This window comes from Collinsella aerofaciens, from assembly GCF_015554145.1.
Lineage (GTDB): Bacteria > Actinomycetota > Coriobacteriia > Coriobacteriales > Coriobacteriaceae > Collinsella > Collinsella aerofaciens_AA.
The window spans coordinates 36,467-53,488 of the sequence record NZ_JADNHZ010000004.1; the positions used below are offsets into that span (position 1 = coordinate 36,467).

Genomic DNA, 17,022 nt, shown 5'->3' on the forward strand with positions numbered 1-17,022 from the left:
CCCTAATCCTCGGCGTTATAGCCAAAGCGGCGAATCTGGGCCTCGTCGTCACGCCAGCCGGCCTTGACCTTCACGTCCAGCTCCAAAAAGACCTGGGTGCCAAAGATGCGCTCAAGGTCGCGACGGGCGTCGATGCCGATATGTTTGATCATCTCGCCGCCCTTGCCGATGATGATGCCCTTTTGGCCCTCGCGCTCGACGTAAATGGTGGCGTGCACGCGCAGCACCTTCTTGGTCTGCTCAAGCGCATCGCAAATCACGCCCACGGAGTGCGGGATCTCATCACGGGTGCGGCGCAAGACCTTCTCGCGCACAAACTCGGCAACGAGCGTCTCATCGGAAGCGTCGGTACCCATGTCCTCGGGGAACCAACGCGGACCCTCGGGCAAAAAGTGCGCAACGGTCTCGATGAAGGCATCGACGTTAAAGTTCTTGACCGACGACGTCACGATCTCGTCGTCATATTCCATAAGCTCGTGGGCGGCCTTAAGCTGCTCCATGACCTGTGCGGGGTCGGCTTCATCGGCCTTGGTGAGCACCAGGACCTTCTTGGAACGGGCATTCTTGACACGCTCGGCAACCCAGGCGTCTCCCCTGCCGATCGGTTTAGTGGCATCAATCAAAAACGCGACAACATCGACATCGTTCAGCTCGAACAGCGCGCTCTTGTTGAGCTCGGACCCTAGACCGTCCTTGGGCTTGTGGATACCCGGGGTATCGACAAAGACCAGCTGGTAGCCGGGGCGGTTGACGACGGCGCGCATGCGACGGCGGGTCGTCTGGGCCACCGGCGAGGTGATGGCGACCTTTTTGCCATAGCAGGCGTTGAGCAGCGTTGACTTACCGGCGTTGGGGCGGCCAACCAAGGCCACGAAGCCACTGCGGAAACCGGGCTCAACGTCGCCAAAGCCCGCGAGGCTGTCGTCCTCGTCGCACAGGGCGTCGAGTTCCTCGTCGCTCATGCCCTCAAACGGGTCGAACTCCTCGACTTCCTCATAGGCCTCGGTCGCCTTAGCATCCGGGGACTCGTCGTCCAAAATCTCATCGGTAGGCTGCATATTGTCAGACATGGGAATCCCTTTCTAAATAAAGCCGAGCGAGTGGGCAAATACCAGCAAGCCCACAATCGCGGCGGTGATGGAAAGAACGTATACAGAGGCGGCGGCGATGTCCTTGGCGCGTTTTGCCAACGGATGGAGCTCCTGGGTCGCCAGATCGACAATGGCCTCCATGGCGGTATTGCACAGCTCGCCGTGAATCACCAGGCCGCAGCAGATGATAATCGTGGCCCACTCGGCAATGTCGAGCCCCACGATGCAGCCGGCAATGATGGTGCACACGCCCGCTACGAGCATAACCTTAATGTTGCGCTCGGTCTTGACGGCGGTGACGAAGCCCTCCATGGCGTAGGAGAACGACTTTAAAAAGGACGGATGGTCCTTGTTCGATCCGGGAATCATAAGCGGCTCCTAGTCGTGGGCATGATTGGTGATGGGGCCGACGTGAACGAGTTTGGGGTCCTCGCCGCGCTCGAGCGCCAGATCGCGCAGGATAGCGTCCTCGCGGGCCTCCATGACCTCGGCCTCGTCGTCCTCGATATGGTCATACCCCAGCAGGTGCAGCATGCCGTGTACGAGCATCAGGCGGCACTCGTCGGCAGGGCTATTGCCAAAGCCGGGGGCCTGACGGGCAATGACCTGCGGGGCCAAGATGATATCGCCGAGCTCGAGCGTCTCGTCGGCGGGAATATCCTCGTCAAAGGCCGAGTCGCATTCAAACGAGAGCACATCGGTGGTGCGGTCGATGCCACGCCACTCGTGGTTGAGCTCGTGCATCTCGTCCTCGTCGACATACGAAAGGGAAATCTCGACTTCACGTTCAACGCCCTCGGCGGCAAGCACAACCTCGCAGATGTGCTCCACCTCCTGCGCGTCGAGCAGCGTATCGAGCTCGGCATCGTTGCTGATCAATACACTCAACGGGACTCCTTTCGGTCGCGCGAGCGCTGCTCGCGCACGTCATCATAAGCATCATATGCCTCAACGATACGACCCACTAGGGCATGGCGCACCACGTCGGCGCGCTCCAGGTGTGCAAACGCCACATCGTCGACACGGCCCAAAATCTTCTCGACATCCGCCAAGCCACCACGACGACCCACCAGGTCGCGCTGGCTGAGGTCGCCGGTAATCACGAACTTGGAGTTGAATCCAAGGCGTGTCAGGAACATCTTCATCTGCTCGGGCGTGGTATTTTGCGCCTCGTCGAGCACCACGAAAGCATCGCTCAGCGTACGACCGCGCATGTAGGCGAGCGGGGCGATCTCGATCACGCCGCGCTCCATAAGCTCATCGGTGCGCTCACGATCCATCATGTCAAAAAGGGCATCGTAGAGCGGGCGCATGTACGGATCGATCTTTTCCTCGAGGGTGCCGGGCAAAAAGCCCAGGTTCTCCCCTGCTTCGACAACCGGACGCGTCAAGATCAAACGGCCCACCTCATGGCGCTTGAGCGCGGCAACGGCGAGCGCCATGGCCAGATAGGTCTTACCGGTACCGGCAGGACCCAAGCCAAAGGTGATGGTATGCGAGCGAATGGCATCCACATAGCGCTTTTGCCCAAGCGTCTTGGGACGAATGACACGACCGCGGTATGAAAGCAGCACGTCATCGCGAAGCGATGTGGCCTCATGCTCGCCGTCGCGCAAGACGGCCAGGCAGCGAGAGACATCGTCGGCAGACAGCGTGCGCCCGGCGGCCGCCTCGCGGAAAGCATGTTCGAAAAAACGCGCCACGAGTTCGACCTCGTCCGGGTCACCGCTCACGGCGATGCTATCGCCACGGGCGACCACGTGAGCGCGAACCAAACTCTCGAGCGCACGAAGGACGCCGTCGCCGGCGCCCAAAACGCGCGAGGGATCAATTCCCTCGGGAACGGTAAGTCTAATCTTCGAGGCTTCCATGGACCTCCCTGCGCGCATGGACCAAGCCGGAATCATCGACTCCGATGATAGCAACATCGAGCAGGCACGGGGCTGTAAGTCCACAGGTATCGTCAAGACGGGCATGATGGAACGAACCGAGCGTTAGGTTGTCACCATACTCGAGCACGGCACGCTCGACAGTGCCCACGCGACGACGAGCATCGGCAATAGCGAGCTCCTGCGCCGTGTCTCGCATACGACGGCTGCGCTCGGCCATAACCTCGGGCGGCACCTGGTCGGGCATGTCGGCAGCAAGGGTACCGGGACGCTTGCTGTAGCGGAACACGTGCATACGCGAGAAACCCACACGGCGGCACAGCGCCAGCGACTCCTCGAACTCCTCGTCCGTCTCACCAGGAAAACCGACGATGACATCGCACGAAAGAGACGCCTGGGGCAAGTTGGCGCGAATCATACGCACCGTGTCCTCAAAGGCCTCCGCACTATAGGGACGACCCATGCGATGCAGCGTCGCCGTACAGCCGGACTGCACGGGCAGGTGCAAAAACGGGGCGATACGCTGCGGATAGCGCGCCATAACCTTAAGCAGGCGCTCAGAGATATCCATGGGTTCGACCGAGGAAATGCGCACATGCGCAATAGTCGTGCGCTCCATGATGGCCTCGAGCAGCTCATCGATTTCGACATGCTCGTCGGTCGCGCTCTTGCCATCGTAGGCACCCAGGTTCACACCGGTCAGCACCACCTCGGGCACGCCGGCCTCCTGGGCCTCGCGAACTCGCTCAAGCACGGACTCGACGGGCACGGAGCGCTCGGGGCCGCGCGCCTTCCACACAATGCAATAGGTGCAGCGATGGTTGCAGCCGTCCTGGATCTTCACGCCCAGGCGAGAGCGACCGAGCGCATCGACCACCTCGTCATCGCTGCAGGCGGGAACGCTATCGGACTCAACGCCCAGCACCTCGCAGACACGTTCGGCGACATCGATCTTGGACGGCTCGGCGATCACGCGATCCGAAAGCTCCAACAGCTCCTCGGGATGCAAATTGACCACGCATCCGGTCACGACCACATAGGGCTCGTTTGGATGGGCCAGCGCATGACGGACGGCCTTACGGGTCTTCGCCTCGGCCTCGCCCGTAACGGCACAGGTGTTAATGACGATCAGATCGGCATCGTGGGGCTCCACCATAGCAAAGCCCAGGCGCATAAGATCAGCAGTGATACGGTATGACTCAACCCGGTTGACACGGCAGCCGAGGTTGACGACGGAAATATGGGGTGCGAGCACGCGGGCTCCTTAATCGAGGATATCGTCGAGGGCACTCTTGATACGGTCGGTCACCGACTTCTTACCGGAAGCGACGTCATCGCCCATCTCATCGGCAAAAGCACGGAGCAGCTCGCGTTGCTTATTGGAAAGATTGGTGGGAACGACCACGCGCAGTTGCACGATCAGGCGGCCACGCGAACCGCCACCGCCAATGCGCGGCATGCCGTAATTATTGACGCTCACGGTGTCGCCGTACTGGGCGCCGGCGGGAACCGTCACCTTAACGACCTCGTCGGGCATAATGCCCTCGACCTCGATCTCGCAGCCGAGCGCAGCCTGCGCAATCGAGATATCGCTCACCAGGTACAGGTCATCACCGTTGCGCTTAAAGCGCTCATGGTCGGCGACGCGCACGTTGACAATCAGGTCGCCCGAAGGCTCGCCGCGAAGGCCGGCCTCGCCAAAGCCGCTCACGCGCAGCTGGCGACCGGTCGAAACGCCGGCGGGAATATCGATGTCGATCTTTTCGTGCGAAGGCGTGCGGCCCTGACCGTCGCAGGTCTCGCAGGGATGGTCGATAACCGTGCCCTCGCCATGGCAGTCGGGGCAAGGCGAGGAAGACTGAACCTGACCCAAAAACGATCGCTGAACCGTCGTGACGTAGCCCGTACCGTGGCAGCGACTGCACTGCTTTTCCTGTGCACCCTCGGCCCTACCGGTACCGTTGCAGTCCTCGCAAGGAGCAAGGCGATCATAGCTGATCGTCTTTTTGCAGCCGAGCGCCGCCTCCTCGAGCGTCACCGAAAGCGAGATGGCCATGTCACGTCCGCGACGACGCTCACGACGGCTGCGGGCGCCACCACCGGCGCCACCGCCAAAGAACGACGAGAAGAGGTCGTCCATACCCATGCCGCCAAAGATATCGTTGATGTCGACATAACCAGAGCCACCGGGGCCGTCCGCGGTGCCGTAACGGTCGTAGTTAGCACGCTTCTGCTCATCGGAAAGAACGGAATAGGCCTCGTTGAGCTCCTTGAACTTGGCCTCGGCCTCGGGATCGTCCGAAACATCCGGATGTACGGTACGGGCCTTCTTTAGAAACGCACGCTTAATCGTCCGCGCGTCGGCATCCCTGTCGACGCCAAGCACCTCGTAGTAATCCCTATTTTCCGACACGACCGAATCCTTCCGACTTTCATTATTGTCACAGTGCGTCCTATACCCAAGCTGGGCCGACCGCAAACAAAGGGTTTGATGTTATTGCATTTGATACGGCGAAAGCATGGCCCGTTGCGAGCAGCTCGCGAACCAAACCGACACGAGCGCGAACATGAAGCCGTTGGCAAAACCGTTGGCAAACTGCATCGCACCGCGCTTCCACCACAGCAGGCTGCGATGAAGCACACCGTCCGAAAGCACCATGAACAGGCCCATGGTAAAGGGGATAAAGCACATCACGGCAAAGGCCGAGAACACGCCCGAGATGGCCGACAGCACCAAAAACGGCGCCACGATGCCCATCAGGTAAAAGCCAGTACGGGCCTTGCCTTCCAAGCGCTCGGCCTCAACATGGGCGCGGCCGACCAAGTCGCCGCCCGCGGCACCGTTAGTGCCAGCATGGCCCATGCCGCTAATGCGGACCTCGTCGCCATCGTGCGTGCCGGCAGGAAACTCAATCGTCTGCTCGGAGGTTACGCGAGTACGACCGCTGCCACCGCAATCAGGGCAGGGATCGGCCACGACTTTACCGGAACCGCCGCACTCGGGGCAGACCGACTGGAACGTGCCCGCACCAAACAGGAAGGACAGGTCGACGTCGATGTGGCCGCGGCCACCGCAGCTCGGGCAGGCATGTGCATGCTCGGACGAAACAGAGCCCGAGCCGCCGCAGTGACCACAGGTATCGAAGCGCGTGTAGCGGACGGTCTTGCGGGCACCGCCCTTGGCCTCCTTGGCGTCGAGTTTGATATCGACGACCACGTTGGCGCCGTTCTCGGGATTGTAGGCAGCCTGGCCGCGACGCTGCTGGCCCCAGGCGCCACCAAAGGGAAAGCCGCCCTCAAAGGGATTGCCATAGCCCGTGCTGCCGGCGTAGCCGCCACCATAGGGCGAAGCCGTAGGAGCACCGGCAAAGGGATTGCCAGAACGCATGGCGTCGTAGCGCGCACGTTTTTGCTCATCCGAAAGCACGGCGTAGGCCTCGGAAACCTCTTTAAACTTTTCCTCGGCATCCGGCTCTTTATTGACGTCCGGATGGAGCTTACGGGCCTTTTGCTGGAAGGCCTTTTGAATATCACGCGAGGTGGCGTCCTTGGAGACACCCAGAATCTCGTAGTAATCTTTTTCGTTCATCGTCGCCATGCGCGGCAACCTCCTGCTCACAGCAGCGTATATATTCCGGTAATTCTACCCGAGCGGCCTAAGCTAGATCCCAAAACAGCTCGAACAGAACATTTCCATCGAGCCAGCCCAGATGGGTCGGCGCCAGACGAGCTCGAACATGGCCCGCGACGACATCTGCCGAAGTGAAGGGTCCCTCATGACCCCAGAGCGTCTCGGGCACCCAAGTGGCAAGACCCAATTCGAGCGCACGATCGCAGGCAGCTGCCAGCTCGCCCGTTGGGATGACGCAAGCTGCACGAGCCAACAGGTCGGACGCAACACCGCGCGTCATGCGACAAGCGAGCATCAAGTCTTCGGCGACAGCCTCGCGCTGCGACAGATATTCGGCCTCGAACGCCGTCGCGTCATCGTCACGTTGCACCAGACGCACGCGGTACGCATCGCCTCGAGAAGACACGCCGGGGAACAAACCTGCAAGACGGTCGAAATCCTCGTCGTCGAGCATGCCCGCGGCAGAACGACCCAGGCCCAGGTAGCCCTGTCCGGTCCAGTAGGCAATGTTATGGGCGCACTCATGGCCATCGAGCGCGTAGCTTGCCACCTCATACGGATGATAGCCGGCCGCACCCAGGCGCTCACGCGCCGCGTCCATGCACGAAGCCTGAAAATCCTCGTCGGGCTCGAGCGACTCGTCACGGCACGCCATGCGATAGAGTGGCGTGCCCTCCTCGAGCGTGAGCGGGTAGACCGACACATGATGAGGCGCCGCCGCCAACACGACATCGAGCGTGCTCCGCCAGCTTGCGGCCGTCTGCCCGGGAAGGCCGCACATCAGGTCGCACGACACATCGAGGCCAGCATCCTTCACCGTCGCGATAGCCGCAAGTGCCCGATTAGCATCGTGAATGCGGCCAATAGCGGCCAGCTCGGTATTGTCGAGGGTTTGCACGCCCAGAGAGATGCGCGTGACACCCGCCTCGGCAAGCGCGGTGGCGAGCTCAGCGGTCAGGGACTCAGGATTGGCTTCGCAAGTAAATTCAACGGGTTTGCACCACATGGAGATACGCCGGGCAAGTTCCACCAGGCGCTCCCCTGCCAGCGACGGCGTGCCGCCGCCTACGTAGACTGTGCGGACCTGCCCGAGTGCCCCAGCGTTGCCAAAGGCATCGAGCCGCGCATACAGCTGCTCAAAATAGGCATCGAGCGCAGCATCCAGGTCGCACGGAGCAAAGCTGCGCGAGTCAAAGTCGCAGTACCGGCACTTTTGGGCGCAAAACGGCACGTGCACGTACAGCGCGGTAACGGCCACCGTTAGGCCTCCAGCGGATGAGCAGGCACCGACTCGCCGGCGGCAAGCGCGGCCTCGCAGACCACCACGTCGCGCTCGATATCATCGACCAGCGCCATAAACTCCTCGTACGTAGAGCAACGCACCACCTGAGCGCGCCAGGCGGCGGCATGGGGCATGCCCTTTAAGTACCAGCTTGCGTACGTGCGAGCACGCGACATGAGCGGCAGAAGCTCATGCGTCAACGTCAGGTGCTCGCGCAGAGCCTCCAGGCGCTCGACCGAGGAGCGAGAAGGAACCGGCATGCCATCGAGTGCAAGGGCTCGGGCATCGCCGAACACCCACGGATTGCCGTAGATGCCGCGCGCGATAAACACCGCGCTGGCACCCGAGCCGTGCAGATGCTCAGCAGCGTCCTCGGCCGAGAACACATCGCCCGAACCAATCACGGGAATCTCGACAGCGTCGGCAACCTCATCGACGACCGACCAATCGGCCTGGCCCGTATAGAGCTGCGTGGCACAACGACCGTGCACGGCAACTGCGGAGGCGCCCACCCCTTCGAGCATCTGGGCAAACGTTGCGGCGTTGCGATCCTCGGCATAAAAACCCTTGCGGATCTTCACGGTCACGGGAACATGCGCCGCGCCCACCGCTGCCTCGACGATTCTTTCGGCCAGGTCGGGCGTGCGCATAAGCGCCGAGCCCTCGCCCTTGGTAACGACCTTGCGAGCCGGACAGGCCATGTTGATATCAATCAATGACAGGCGATCGCCAACGCGCTCCTCGACGGCGGCAACGGCGCTCGCAAACTGCTCGGGCTTGGAGCCAAAGAGCTGCACGCAAATCTGCTGCTCCTCGTCGGCCGGTAGCACCAGGCGCCAGGTCTTGTTGCTGGCATAGGCAAGGCCCGCCACGCTCACCATCTCGCTGTAGGCAAGGTTGGCACCGCGGCGGCGGCACATGATGCGATAGGCAGGGTCGGTCACGCCCGCCATGGGAGCCATAAGGAACGGCTGCTCGGCATAGGCGCCCAGCAGCCGCAGACTATATTCGGAAAGAGCCATAGTCCTACTCGTCCACCTTGAGGATCGCCATAAAGGCCTCCTGCGGGACCTCGACCGATCCGATGGCCTTCATACGCTTCTTGCCCTCTTTCTGCTTCTCGAGCAGCTTGCGCTTACGCGAGATATCGCCGCCGTAGCACTTGGCAAGAACGTCCTTGCGACGCGCCTTGACGGTGGAACGGGCGATGATCTTGTTGCCGATAGCACCCTGGATGGGCACCTCGAACAGCTGACGCGGGATGATCTCCTTGAGCTTGTCGCACAGGCCACGGGCCAGGCCATATGCCTTGTCCTTATGGACGATAAACGACAGCGCGTCCACCTCGTCGCCCGAAAGCAGGATGTCGAGCTTGACGAGCTCGGAGGGACGATACTCGTTGAACTCGTAATCGAGCGAAGCATAGCCCTTGGTACGGCTCTTGAGCTGGTCAAAGAAGTCCAAGATGAGCTCGGCGAGCGGCATATCGAAGCGCATCTCGACCGATTTGCTCGTCAGGTGGATCATGTCGGTTGTGACGCCGCGGTGCTCGATGGCGAGTTGCATGACAGCGCCCGTGTACTCAGGCGGGCAGATGATCTTTGCCTTGAGGTAGGGTTCCTCGATACGATCGATGCGTGTGGCCTCGGGAAGGTCCTGCGGACTGCGGACATCGATCATTTCGCCGTCGGTCTTGTAGACGTGATAGTCAACCGAGGGACTCGTGGCAATGAGGTCCAGGTTGAACTCGCGCTCCAGGCGTTCCTTGACGACTTCCATGTGCAGCAGGCCCAGGAAGCCCACGCGGAAGCCAAAGCCGAGCGCCACCGAGGTCTCGGGCTCCCACACCAACGACGGGTCGTTGACGTGCAGTTTATCGAGCGCGTCACGCAGGTTCTCGTAGTCCTTGTTGTCGATCGGGAACAGGCCCGTGTAGACCATGGGCTTGGCCTCGCGGTAGCCCGGCAGAGGCTCGGGACAGGGGTTCGAAGCCCACGTAAGGGTATCGCCCACGCGCACAGCCTCGGGGTCCTTCAGACCCGTGACCACATATCCGACCTCGCCGACCGTCAGCGCGTCGACCGGGGTCTCGGCGGGACGCTTGACGCCCACACCGTCGACCAAAAAGTCGCCCTTGACCTGCATCATAAGCAGGGTATCGCCCTTTTTGATAGAGCCGTCAAAGACGCGCACCGTGGCGACGACACCACGATACTCGTCGAAGTACGAATCCAGGATGAGTGCCTTGAGCGGCGCGTTCGCATCGCCCTTGGGCGGAGAGATCAAAAAGACAATGGACTCCAGCAGATCGTGGATGCCCTCGCCGGTCTTGCCCGAGACGCACACGGCATCATCGGCAGGGATTGCCAGGTCATCCTCGATCTCGGTCTTAACCTCATCGGGATGGGCCGAGGGAAGGTCGATCTTGTTGATGGCCGGAACAATGTCCAAGTTGGCGTTCATGGCGAGCGTCGCGTTGGAGACGGTCTGCGCCTCGACACCCTGAGTGGCGTCGACGACGAGCACCGCGCCCTCACAGGCTGCCAGCGAACGCGAGACCTCGTAGGTAAAGTCCACATGGCCCGGCGTATCGATCAGATTGAACTGATACGTCTCGCCATCGTCGGCGTCATAGGACACGCGGACGGCGTTGGACTTGATCGTGATGCCGCGCTCGCGCTCGATATCCATGGTGTCGAGCAGCTGCGACTCCATGTCGCGCTCGTCGACGGTATGGGTGAGCTCGAGGATGCGGTCGCTGATCGTGGACTTGCCATGGTCAATGTGCGCAACGATTGAGAAGTTGCGGATGTGGGAAATGTCAATTGAAGTATTCATGCGGACTATCTTACCCGAGCGGTACAAAAAATGGAGCCTGTTCCATAAAACAGGCTCCATTTATGCGCGTAATCTGTGTGGTGTGAAATTTACAACTTAGGCGTTGATGCTGTTCACGAGCTTGGCAAGACCGGACTTGCGGTTGGAAGCCTGGTTCTTGTGGATAACATGCTTGGCGGCAGCCATGTCAAGACGCTTGGTAACGGTCTTGAGGGCAGCCTGGGCCTTCTCGGCGTCGCCCTCGGCAACGGCGGACTGGACGTGCTTGGTCAGCGTCTTGAGCTCGGACTTGACAGCCTTGTTACGCATGCGAGCTGCCTCATTGGTGCGGATACGCTTCTTCTGAGACTTGATGTTTGCCACTTCTGGAGTTCCTTTCGAGTTCCTTGCAAAAAATGTATGACACCTCTGAGACACGGTGAGGTCATGCAAGCGCCTACTATAGCACGCTCCCCCTCAAAGGGATAGAACGAATTTGTCAAATAGGCAGGTATCATCACGATTTTCTCAAGATGTTCGTAATCCAGAGCAAAAGCGCCGTCTGAGAATCGGCCGAACCCTTGAGCGCGAGCTCCACATCGACCGCACCCTCGAGCGCTGCGATGAGCTCTGCCATCGAAAAGCGACGTGCCCAGGTCAGGTGATTCTTGACCTGCCAGGACTGGAGCTTGAGCGTTGCGGCCAGCTCACGACCCTGTCCGCGCGCATCGAGCGCCTTGGCAACGATCAGCTCACGGATGCGACCGCATAGCAGCGTATAGGTCCACACGTAGCTCTTGGAGGGCAGAAGCTTAAAGAGCTCGAGCGAACGCCGCATATCGCGAGCCGAGACCGCATTGAGAAAGTCCCAGGGTTGAACCTCGGCCGTACGTACAATCCAGCGCTCAACGTCGGCAAGCTCAATCTGGGGCGCCTCGACCATCTGGGCAAGCTTAGCCAAGTCGTTATCGAGCATGCGCGTGTTTTCACCCGAACGCGAGACGAGTTCCTCGGCGGCCGCCATCGAGATCGACTTGCCGTGCTGCGTCGCCATCTGCTGCACGCGGCGCGGTAGCTCCCAGCGCTTGGTGCCGGAGCAATCGATCACGGCCTTCTTGTCGATCTTGGCGATCGCCTTATACAGGCGCGTATTCTTGGCAAGTGAGTCGGCGATGATGAGGCAGACCGTTGTTGGGCTGGGACTCGCCAGATACCCAACGAGCGGCTCCGAGACCGCCTTGGCGAGCTTTGAGCAGCCATCGAGGATTACCAGACGAAACTCGCTGCCCATCGGAAAGGTGTTGAGCGATCCGATAATGGACTCGATATCGGGGTCCTTGGTCATGTCTCGCTCGTCGAGGTTGAACTCGACCATACCCGATTTTTCCAGACGCGCTTTCATACGCGAGACGGCGTGGTCGCGCTTAACTCCGTCGGTACCGACGATCAGATATGCCGGTAGCAAACCGGTTTCGGACATTGCGCTCCCCTCCCGCAGGCCTTCGTATTCGTTCCGTGCCATTCTAGCCCAGGGGCCCACCACACGCCAACGACGTCGTCACGGTCGCTGGCATCGCATCGCAAAGCCATTCGCAGTCGGTGTGACGGTAATGTCGCCGTGTTCGATGGTACACGCGAACACACCACCCGCTTCCTTAACGGCATCGATGCAGGCATCGGACGGATGGCCGTATCGATTCCCCTCACCGGCGCTTGCGAGGGAAAGCTCGGGCTTCAGGACGTCCAGCAACTCGCCATCGACTGAAACCTTGGAGCCGTGATGCCCAAGTTTAAGGACATCGATATCCCCCACCTCCTGCATGAATTCCCGTTCTTGGTCGAGCTCGGCATCACCGGTGAGGAGTATGCGCAGGCCCTTGCCTTCCTGAACATAAGAGAGCAGAAGGACAAGCGAGTCCTCATTTCCCTCGCCATCCACGGACTCGAATGGCCACATCACGCGGGCGCAAAATGAGCCGATGTCGACCATATCCCCACGGCGCACCTGCCGATACTCCACGCCAGGTCGGTTCAATACCTCGGCAGGAGCATCCTCCAGCGCATCCGCGGCCACGGCAATCGTTCCGACCGAAAACTGTTCGAGCACGGCAGGCAGACCACCCCAGTGGTCCTCATCCCAATGCGTCACAAAGACGGCGTCGATATGGTGCACGTTATTGCGAACCAACGCCGCCACCACGCGCTCGTCGAGTCCGCAGTCGACAAGTGCAACTGCGCCGCCCTGGCGGATAAGAATCGCATCGGCCTGGCCCACATCGAGCACCGTCACCGAAGGCGGAGCGAATCGATCCCAATAGACGTACGGAATCGCAGCCAAGAGCATCAGGCATGCAAGCCCCACCGCCATAGGACGTGCACGGGGACGCGGCCACCAGACCAGCAGAACCGCCAGAAAACACGGCACTAGGTAAATCCACATGCTATCGGGCGGCACGCTCACGTATGCACCCGGCACGGCGGCAAACAGTTGCTCGAAGAACAGCGCGCAACGGGCGGCAATCATGGGCACAACGAGCGCCCAAGTCCGCAACGGTGCCACGAACGAAAAGGGAACCAGCACGATCGACACAGCGAGCAGAACGCTCACCACCGGACCGATGACCGCATTTGCCAACGGAGCAATGAGCGAGAATGTACCGAAGGCAGGAATGGTAATGGGAAGTGTCGCCAGTTGCGAGCACAGCGTGACGGAAAGCACGCTGGCAACGCCCGATGGCACACCTAGCTCACCCAAAGCGTAGGTCGCATAGGGACAAAAGCACAGAATGGCTAAGACGCTGGCGCATGAAAGCTGAAAGCCCATCTCGAACAGCACCGTCGGCCGCAGTAGCACAAAGATGGACATGGTTACGAAGAGTGCCGAAAGGCCGTGCCGACGACGCCCCGCGCCGTTTACGACAAGCGTCACGAACACCATGCAGCACGCGCGCACGGCCGAGGGAGACGCGCCCGTAAAGGCAGCGTAGCCCACAAGCGTTATCGCCAATATCGCCCGCTGAAGACCACGTGAGCACCGAGTCTTTTGCAATACACCCTCGATTACAAACCCCACGATAGCCAAATGGCTGCCCGAGACGGCGATAAGATGCGCCGTTCCCGTCACCGAAAACCAGTCGCCCGCCGGCTGGGCGCGCAGCTCGGCCGAACGACCGCAGACGACACCGGCTATGAGCGCACGCGCCGGGTCGGTCGCAGGCGCGATGGACGCAAGCAGCCCATTTCGCAGCCGAAGCAGCGGCCTCGGAGAACCCTCATCGACCGACACAATCCGAACGGCTTTAACCTTGCGTACCTCGCCTCGAAGCACGCGCGATCGTCCATACGCATCGTTCTCAAAACGTGACACGCGACCGATAACACGCACGTGCGCCCCGACCTTGAACTCACGGTCACACGATAGGCGAACCGTTGCCAAGTTCTTACCGTCCGAGCGCGCCTCGCAGGTATAGGAATACACGTCGTCATTTATGGATGGGTCACCCTGCACGACAAACTCGAGACTGCTTGCCGCTCGACCGTCGAGCGTCTTCGAGGCGTTGAGCGCACCCACGGCCCACCACGCCGAAACGACCGCACCCGCTATGAGACCGACGGACGCGGCATACAGCCACCGCTTCAAAGGGGCAAGCCGCGCACAAGATTGAGCCAGCACAACGAATACCGCAGCCGCAATGGGAATGGCTATAAGCAATGTGACGGGCGCTGGCTGCTCTCCCAGCAGCAAATCGGCTGCCATGTTAAGCACCAATCCGCAGCTCGCACACAAGCCGGCACAAATGGCCATCGTCCACGGAATCAGGGGCCGCGGAGGCATCACGTGCTCTCGCTCGGTCGCACTCATACGCAGATGCAATCTTTGATTTTGGCAAGCTTCTTCTCGCCGATTCCCGACACGCGCATCAGATCGTCAACCGAAGCAAAAGCACCGTTCTTTGTCCGCTCATCGATAATCGACTGTGCCATTGAGGGACCGATTCCCGAGAGCGTCTGCAGCTCTGCCGAGCTTGCCGTATTAATGTTTACTAGGCCTGTTGCGCCACCGACGCCTGATGATGCGGAAGTCCCACCATCAACACCGGCTTCCGCAATGGACACCTGCTGCTCCCCTACCGTTGGAACGTGAATTTTTTGTCCATCAGTGACCTTGGATGCACGATTAAGCCCCGTAACGTCTGCTTCGGGCGCCAGCCCGCCGGCGGCATCAATCGCCTGAGCCACCCGCGCCCCGTCTTTGAGGCGATATACACCGGGTGACACCACGGCGCCATCAACATCGACATAGACCTCTGCCGCGGCAGACGCCTTAGGCGAAGAGCCTTCAGATGTCTTTCCACTCGAAGCATCGCCGGATCCCGGCTCCACTAACGTGCCCGAACCATCAGTGCGCTCAAACGACACACCGCCGGCACCGCCGCCAAAGTTCGCCATTGCCAGTCCACTCGCCATCGCAATGACGACCAGTATCGCCATCACCACTGCCTTATGACCGAGCAGTTTGCCCGCCCAGCGGTCCATCTTTTTGACTCGTTCGTGTTGTTCGCGCTGCGCCATAGCAAAACCTCCCAACACCATCGTGTCAGGAAACGAACGCCGCAGCTTCCGCACGTCCACACCGGTTTTCGCGGTCAAACCAAAAGCTGACCAAAACCTTACGAAATAATGTCCATTTATTCAGGCACACGTCAGCAAATGAACACTTAGCCGCAAAATGCCCAGATAGCAAAAGACCGACGATGCAGGCGCATCGTCGGTCTATGCACATATTTACTCGTGATCTTGGTAAATCTCACGCGGAGCAAGCTCAGAATGTTTGCGTTTTAAGGTCTTAGGGGCCTTGTACGTGTTGCTCTCGAAGTCGATGTACTCGGTCTGCTTGAGCAGACGCTCAATCATCTCCTCGTGATCAAACAGTTCCCAGGCCTCATGCACGGCATCGAGTTTAGCGTGCGTCTCGGGACGGCGTGGCATAAACAGCGTGCAGCAGTCGGGAGCGGCCTCAGTCGAGATATCGAACGTACCGATCTCCTCGGCGCGTGCGATGATCTCCTGTTTGTCCGAACCGATGAGAGGACGGAACACGGGAATCTTCACGGCTTCGTTGACGGCCATGATGTTCTCAAGCGTTTGGGAGGCAACCTGCCCAAGCGATTCGCCCGTAACGATGGCCCTGGCACCCTCGATGTGTGCAATGCGCTCAGCAACCGAATACATAATGCGGCGATACATGATCACGCGCAGGTTGCTGGGACAGGTGACCGAAATCTCACGCTGGCAGTCGCCAAACGGCACCACGTACAGGCGGCCGATCTGGACACCCGGCTCAAGCGCACGGATGATGTCCTGCACCAGGTATTCACTCGTGTCGGGCGTCTGCGGACGACCGGAGAAATGCACCGGTACGCACACCGCGCCGCGACGCGCGAGCATCCAGGTCGCCACCGGAGAATCGATACCCGACGACAGAAGCGTCACGACCTTGCCGGCAGAACCCACCGGAAGGCCGCCAACGCCGCGCTCGGAGCGCGCATACACGTAGACACTACCCTGAACCACCAGAACGTGCACCATCGCGTCGGGGTCGTGCATCTGGACCTTTTTATCGGGAAACGCCTCACACAGCACCTCGCCAACCTGTCGATTGATATCGATCGAGGTGAGCTCATAGTCAGTATTGGAGCGCTTGGCGTGCACCTTAAACGAATCGAAGGAACCAAACTCGCGCAGCGCCTTCACAGCGGCGGCGCAGTACTCCTGCGGGTCGCGGTTGGTGTGATACGCCAAAGACACACGGGCAACGCCGGGGACGGTGCGGATGACACGCGCCGCCTCGTCGGCCTGATGCTCGTTAAAGGTCACGAGGATATAACCGGAAATTCGAGACACGGCGTTCACGGAAAAGGCGGCCAAGGCCGCCTTGATGTTATCCATGAGGATATGCTCAAAATGTGCGCGGTTCTTGCCCTTCAGCCCAACCTCGTGATAGTGGACTAGGCAGACGCGAGCCGCCATTTAGGCTTCAGCAACCTTGTGGCCGAGCGCCTTCTCGTAACGGGCCTCGTCGTAAGAGATGTCGCCGTCGACAATCTCGTCCATAGCCATCGAGATGGTATCGGCACCGGAAAGCCCGATGGTGATGTCATCGACATCCTGAACGGCAAGCACGCGGTTGTGCTGGCCACGCAGCATGCTATTGATGTCGCAGGCGCGCTTGGAGGCAAGCGAAGCGAGCAGGAAGCGGTTGTGATCGGTCTTCTCCAGAAGATCGTCAATGCAAGGCTTTACAACGGACAC

The 17,022-nt window shown here is 60.4% G+C and carries 16 protein-coding genes; all 16 read right to left on the reverse strand.

Features of this window, described 5'->3' with window-relative positions:
• Nucleotides 1-2: 2 nt before the first annotated feature.
• The 16 genes from era to I2E13_RS02515 all read right to left on the reverse strand — a co-directional run bounded on the left by era (nucleotide 3) and on the right by I2E13_RS02515 (nucleotide 17,022).
• Nucleotides 3-1,070, reverse strand: a complete 1,068-nt coding sequence (gene era / locus I2E13_RS02440) for a GTPase Era (protein WP_195404092.1) — start codon at nucleotides 1,068-1,070, stop codon at nucleotides 3-5.
• Between the two features lie 12 nt (nucleotides 1,071-1,082).
• A complete protein-coding gene (locus I2E13_RS02445; RefSeq protein WP_195404093.1) occupies nucleotides 1,083-1,460 on the reverse strand; it encodes a diacylglycerol kinase family protein in 378 nt (125 codons plus the stop codon).
• Between the two features lie 9 nt (nucleotides 1,461-1,469).
• Entirely contained in the window at nucleotides 1,470-1,979 is a 510-nt protein-coding gene (gene ybeY / locus I2E13_RS02450) for an rRNA maturation RNase YbeY (protein WP_117564282.1), read from the reverse strand.
• Nucleotides 1,976-2,962 (reverse strand): PhoH family protein, encoded by a 987-nt coding sequence (locus I2E13_RS02455; protein WP_099431796.1) that lies wholly within the window; start codon nucleotides 2,960-2,962, stop codon nucleotides 1,976-1,978. Before I2E13_RS02455 ends, ybeY begins: the two co-directional genes overlap by 4 nt.
• Nucleotides 2,943-4,235, reverse strand: a complete 1,293-nt coding sequence (locus I2E13_RS02460) for a MiaB/RimO family radical SAM methylthiotransferase (RefSeq protein WP_195404094.1) — start codon at nucleotides 4,233-4,235, stop codon at nucleotides 2,943-2,945. The genes I2E13_RS02455 and I2E13_RS02460 overlap by 20 nt, the downstream gene beginning before the upstream one ends.
• Before the next feature lie 9 nt (nucleotides 4,236-4,244).
• Nucleotides 4,245-5,393 carry a molecular chaperone DnaJ gene (gene dnaJ, locus I2E13_RS02465; RefSeq protein ID WP_117635252.1) on the reverse strand — a complete coding sequence of 383 codons (1,149 nt, stop codon included), beginning with the start codon at nucleotides 5,391-5,393 and terminating at the stop codon, nucleotides 4,245-4,247.
• Between the two features lie 81 nt (nucleotides 5,394-5,474).
• Nucleotides 5,475-6,578: a DnaJ domain-containing protein gene (locus I2E13_RS02470; RefSeq protein ID WP_195404095.1), complete on the reverse strand. Its 1,104-nt coding sequence runs from the start codon at nucleotides 6,576-6,578 to the stop codon at nucleotides 5,475-5,477.
• 58 nt (nucleotides 6,579-6,636) lie between these two features.
• On the reverse strand, nucleotides 6,637-7,869 hold the full coding sequence (gene hemW, locus I2E13_RS02475; RefSeq protein ID WP_195404096.1) for a radical SAM family heme chaperone HemW: 1,233 nt from the start codon (nucleotides 7,867-7,869) through the stop codon (nucleotides 6,637-6,639).
• Between the two features lie 2 nt (nucleotides 7,870-7,871).
• Entirely contained in the window at nucleotides 7,872-8,915 is a 1,044-nt protein-coding gene (dusB, locus tag I2E13_RS02480) for a tRNA dihydrouridine synthase DusB (protein ID WP_195404097.1), read from the reverse strand.
• 4 nt (nucleotides 8,916-8,919) lie between these two features.
• On the reverse strand, nucleotides 8,920-10,731 hold the full coding sequence (lepA, locus tag I2E13_RS02485; protein WP_118385105.1) for a translation elongation factor 4: 1,812 nt from the start codon (nucleotides 10,729-10,731) through the stop codon (nucleotides 8,920-8,922).
• A gap of 96 nt (nucleotides 10,732-10,827) precedes the next feature.
• A complete protein-coding gene (rpsT, locus tag I2E13_RS02490; protein ID WP_022094714.1) occupies nucleotides 10,828-11,094 on the reverse strand; it encodes a 30S ribosomal protein S20 in 267 nt (88 codons plus the stop codon).
• Between the two features lie 133 nt (nucleotides 11,095-11,227).
• Nucleotides 11,228-12,190, reverse strand: a complete 963-nt coding sequence (holA, locus tag I2E13_RS02495; RefSeq protein WP_195404098.1) for a DNA polymerase III subunit delta — start codon at nucleotides 12,188-12,190, stop codon at nucleotides 11,228-11,230.
• Between the two features lie 78 nt (nucleotides 12,191-12,268).
• Complete coding sequence (locus I2E13_RS02500; RefSeq protein ID WP_195404099.1) at nucleotides 12,269-14,467, reverse strand: DNA internalization-related competence protein ComEC/Rec2; 2,199 nt, start codon at nucleotides 14,465-14,467, stop codon at nucleotides 12,269-12,271.
• A 101-nt stretch (nucleotides 14,468-14,568) separates the two neighbouring features.
• The gene (locus tag I2E13_RS02505; protein WP_158550964.1) at nucleotides 14,569-15,282 is read right to left on the reverse strand and encodes a helix-hairpin-helix domain-containing protein; all 714 of its coding nucleotides are present in this window, start codon (nucleotides 15,280-15,282) and stop codon (nucleotides 14,569-14,571) included.
• Between the two features lie 213 nt (nucleotides 15,283-15,495).
• Complete coding sequence (gene thiI, locus I2E13_RS02510) at nucleotides 15,496-16,740, reverse strand: tRNA uracil 4-sulfurtransferase ThiI (RefSeq protein WP_117635259.1); 1,245 nt, start codon at nucleotides 16,738-16,740, stop codon at nucleotides 15,496-15,498.
• Complete coding sequence (locus I2E13_RS02515) at nucleotides 16,741-17,022, reverse strand: DNA-directed RNA polymerase subunit omega (RefSeq protein WP_035138532.1); 282 nt, start codon at nucleotides 17,020-17,022, stop codon at nucleotides 16,741-16,743.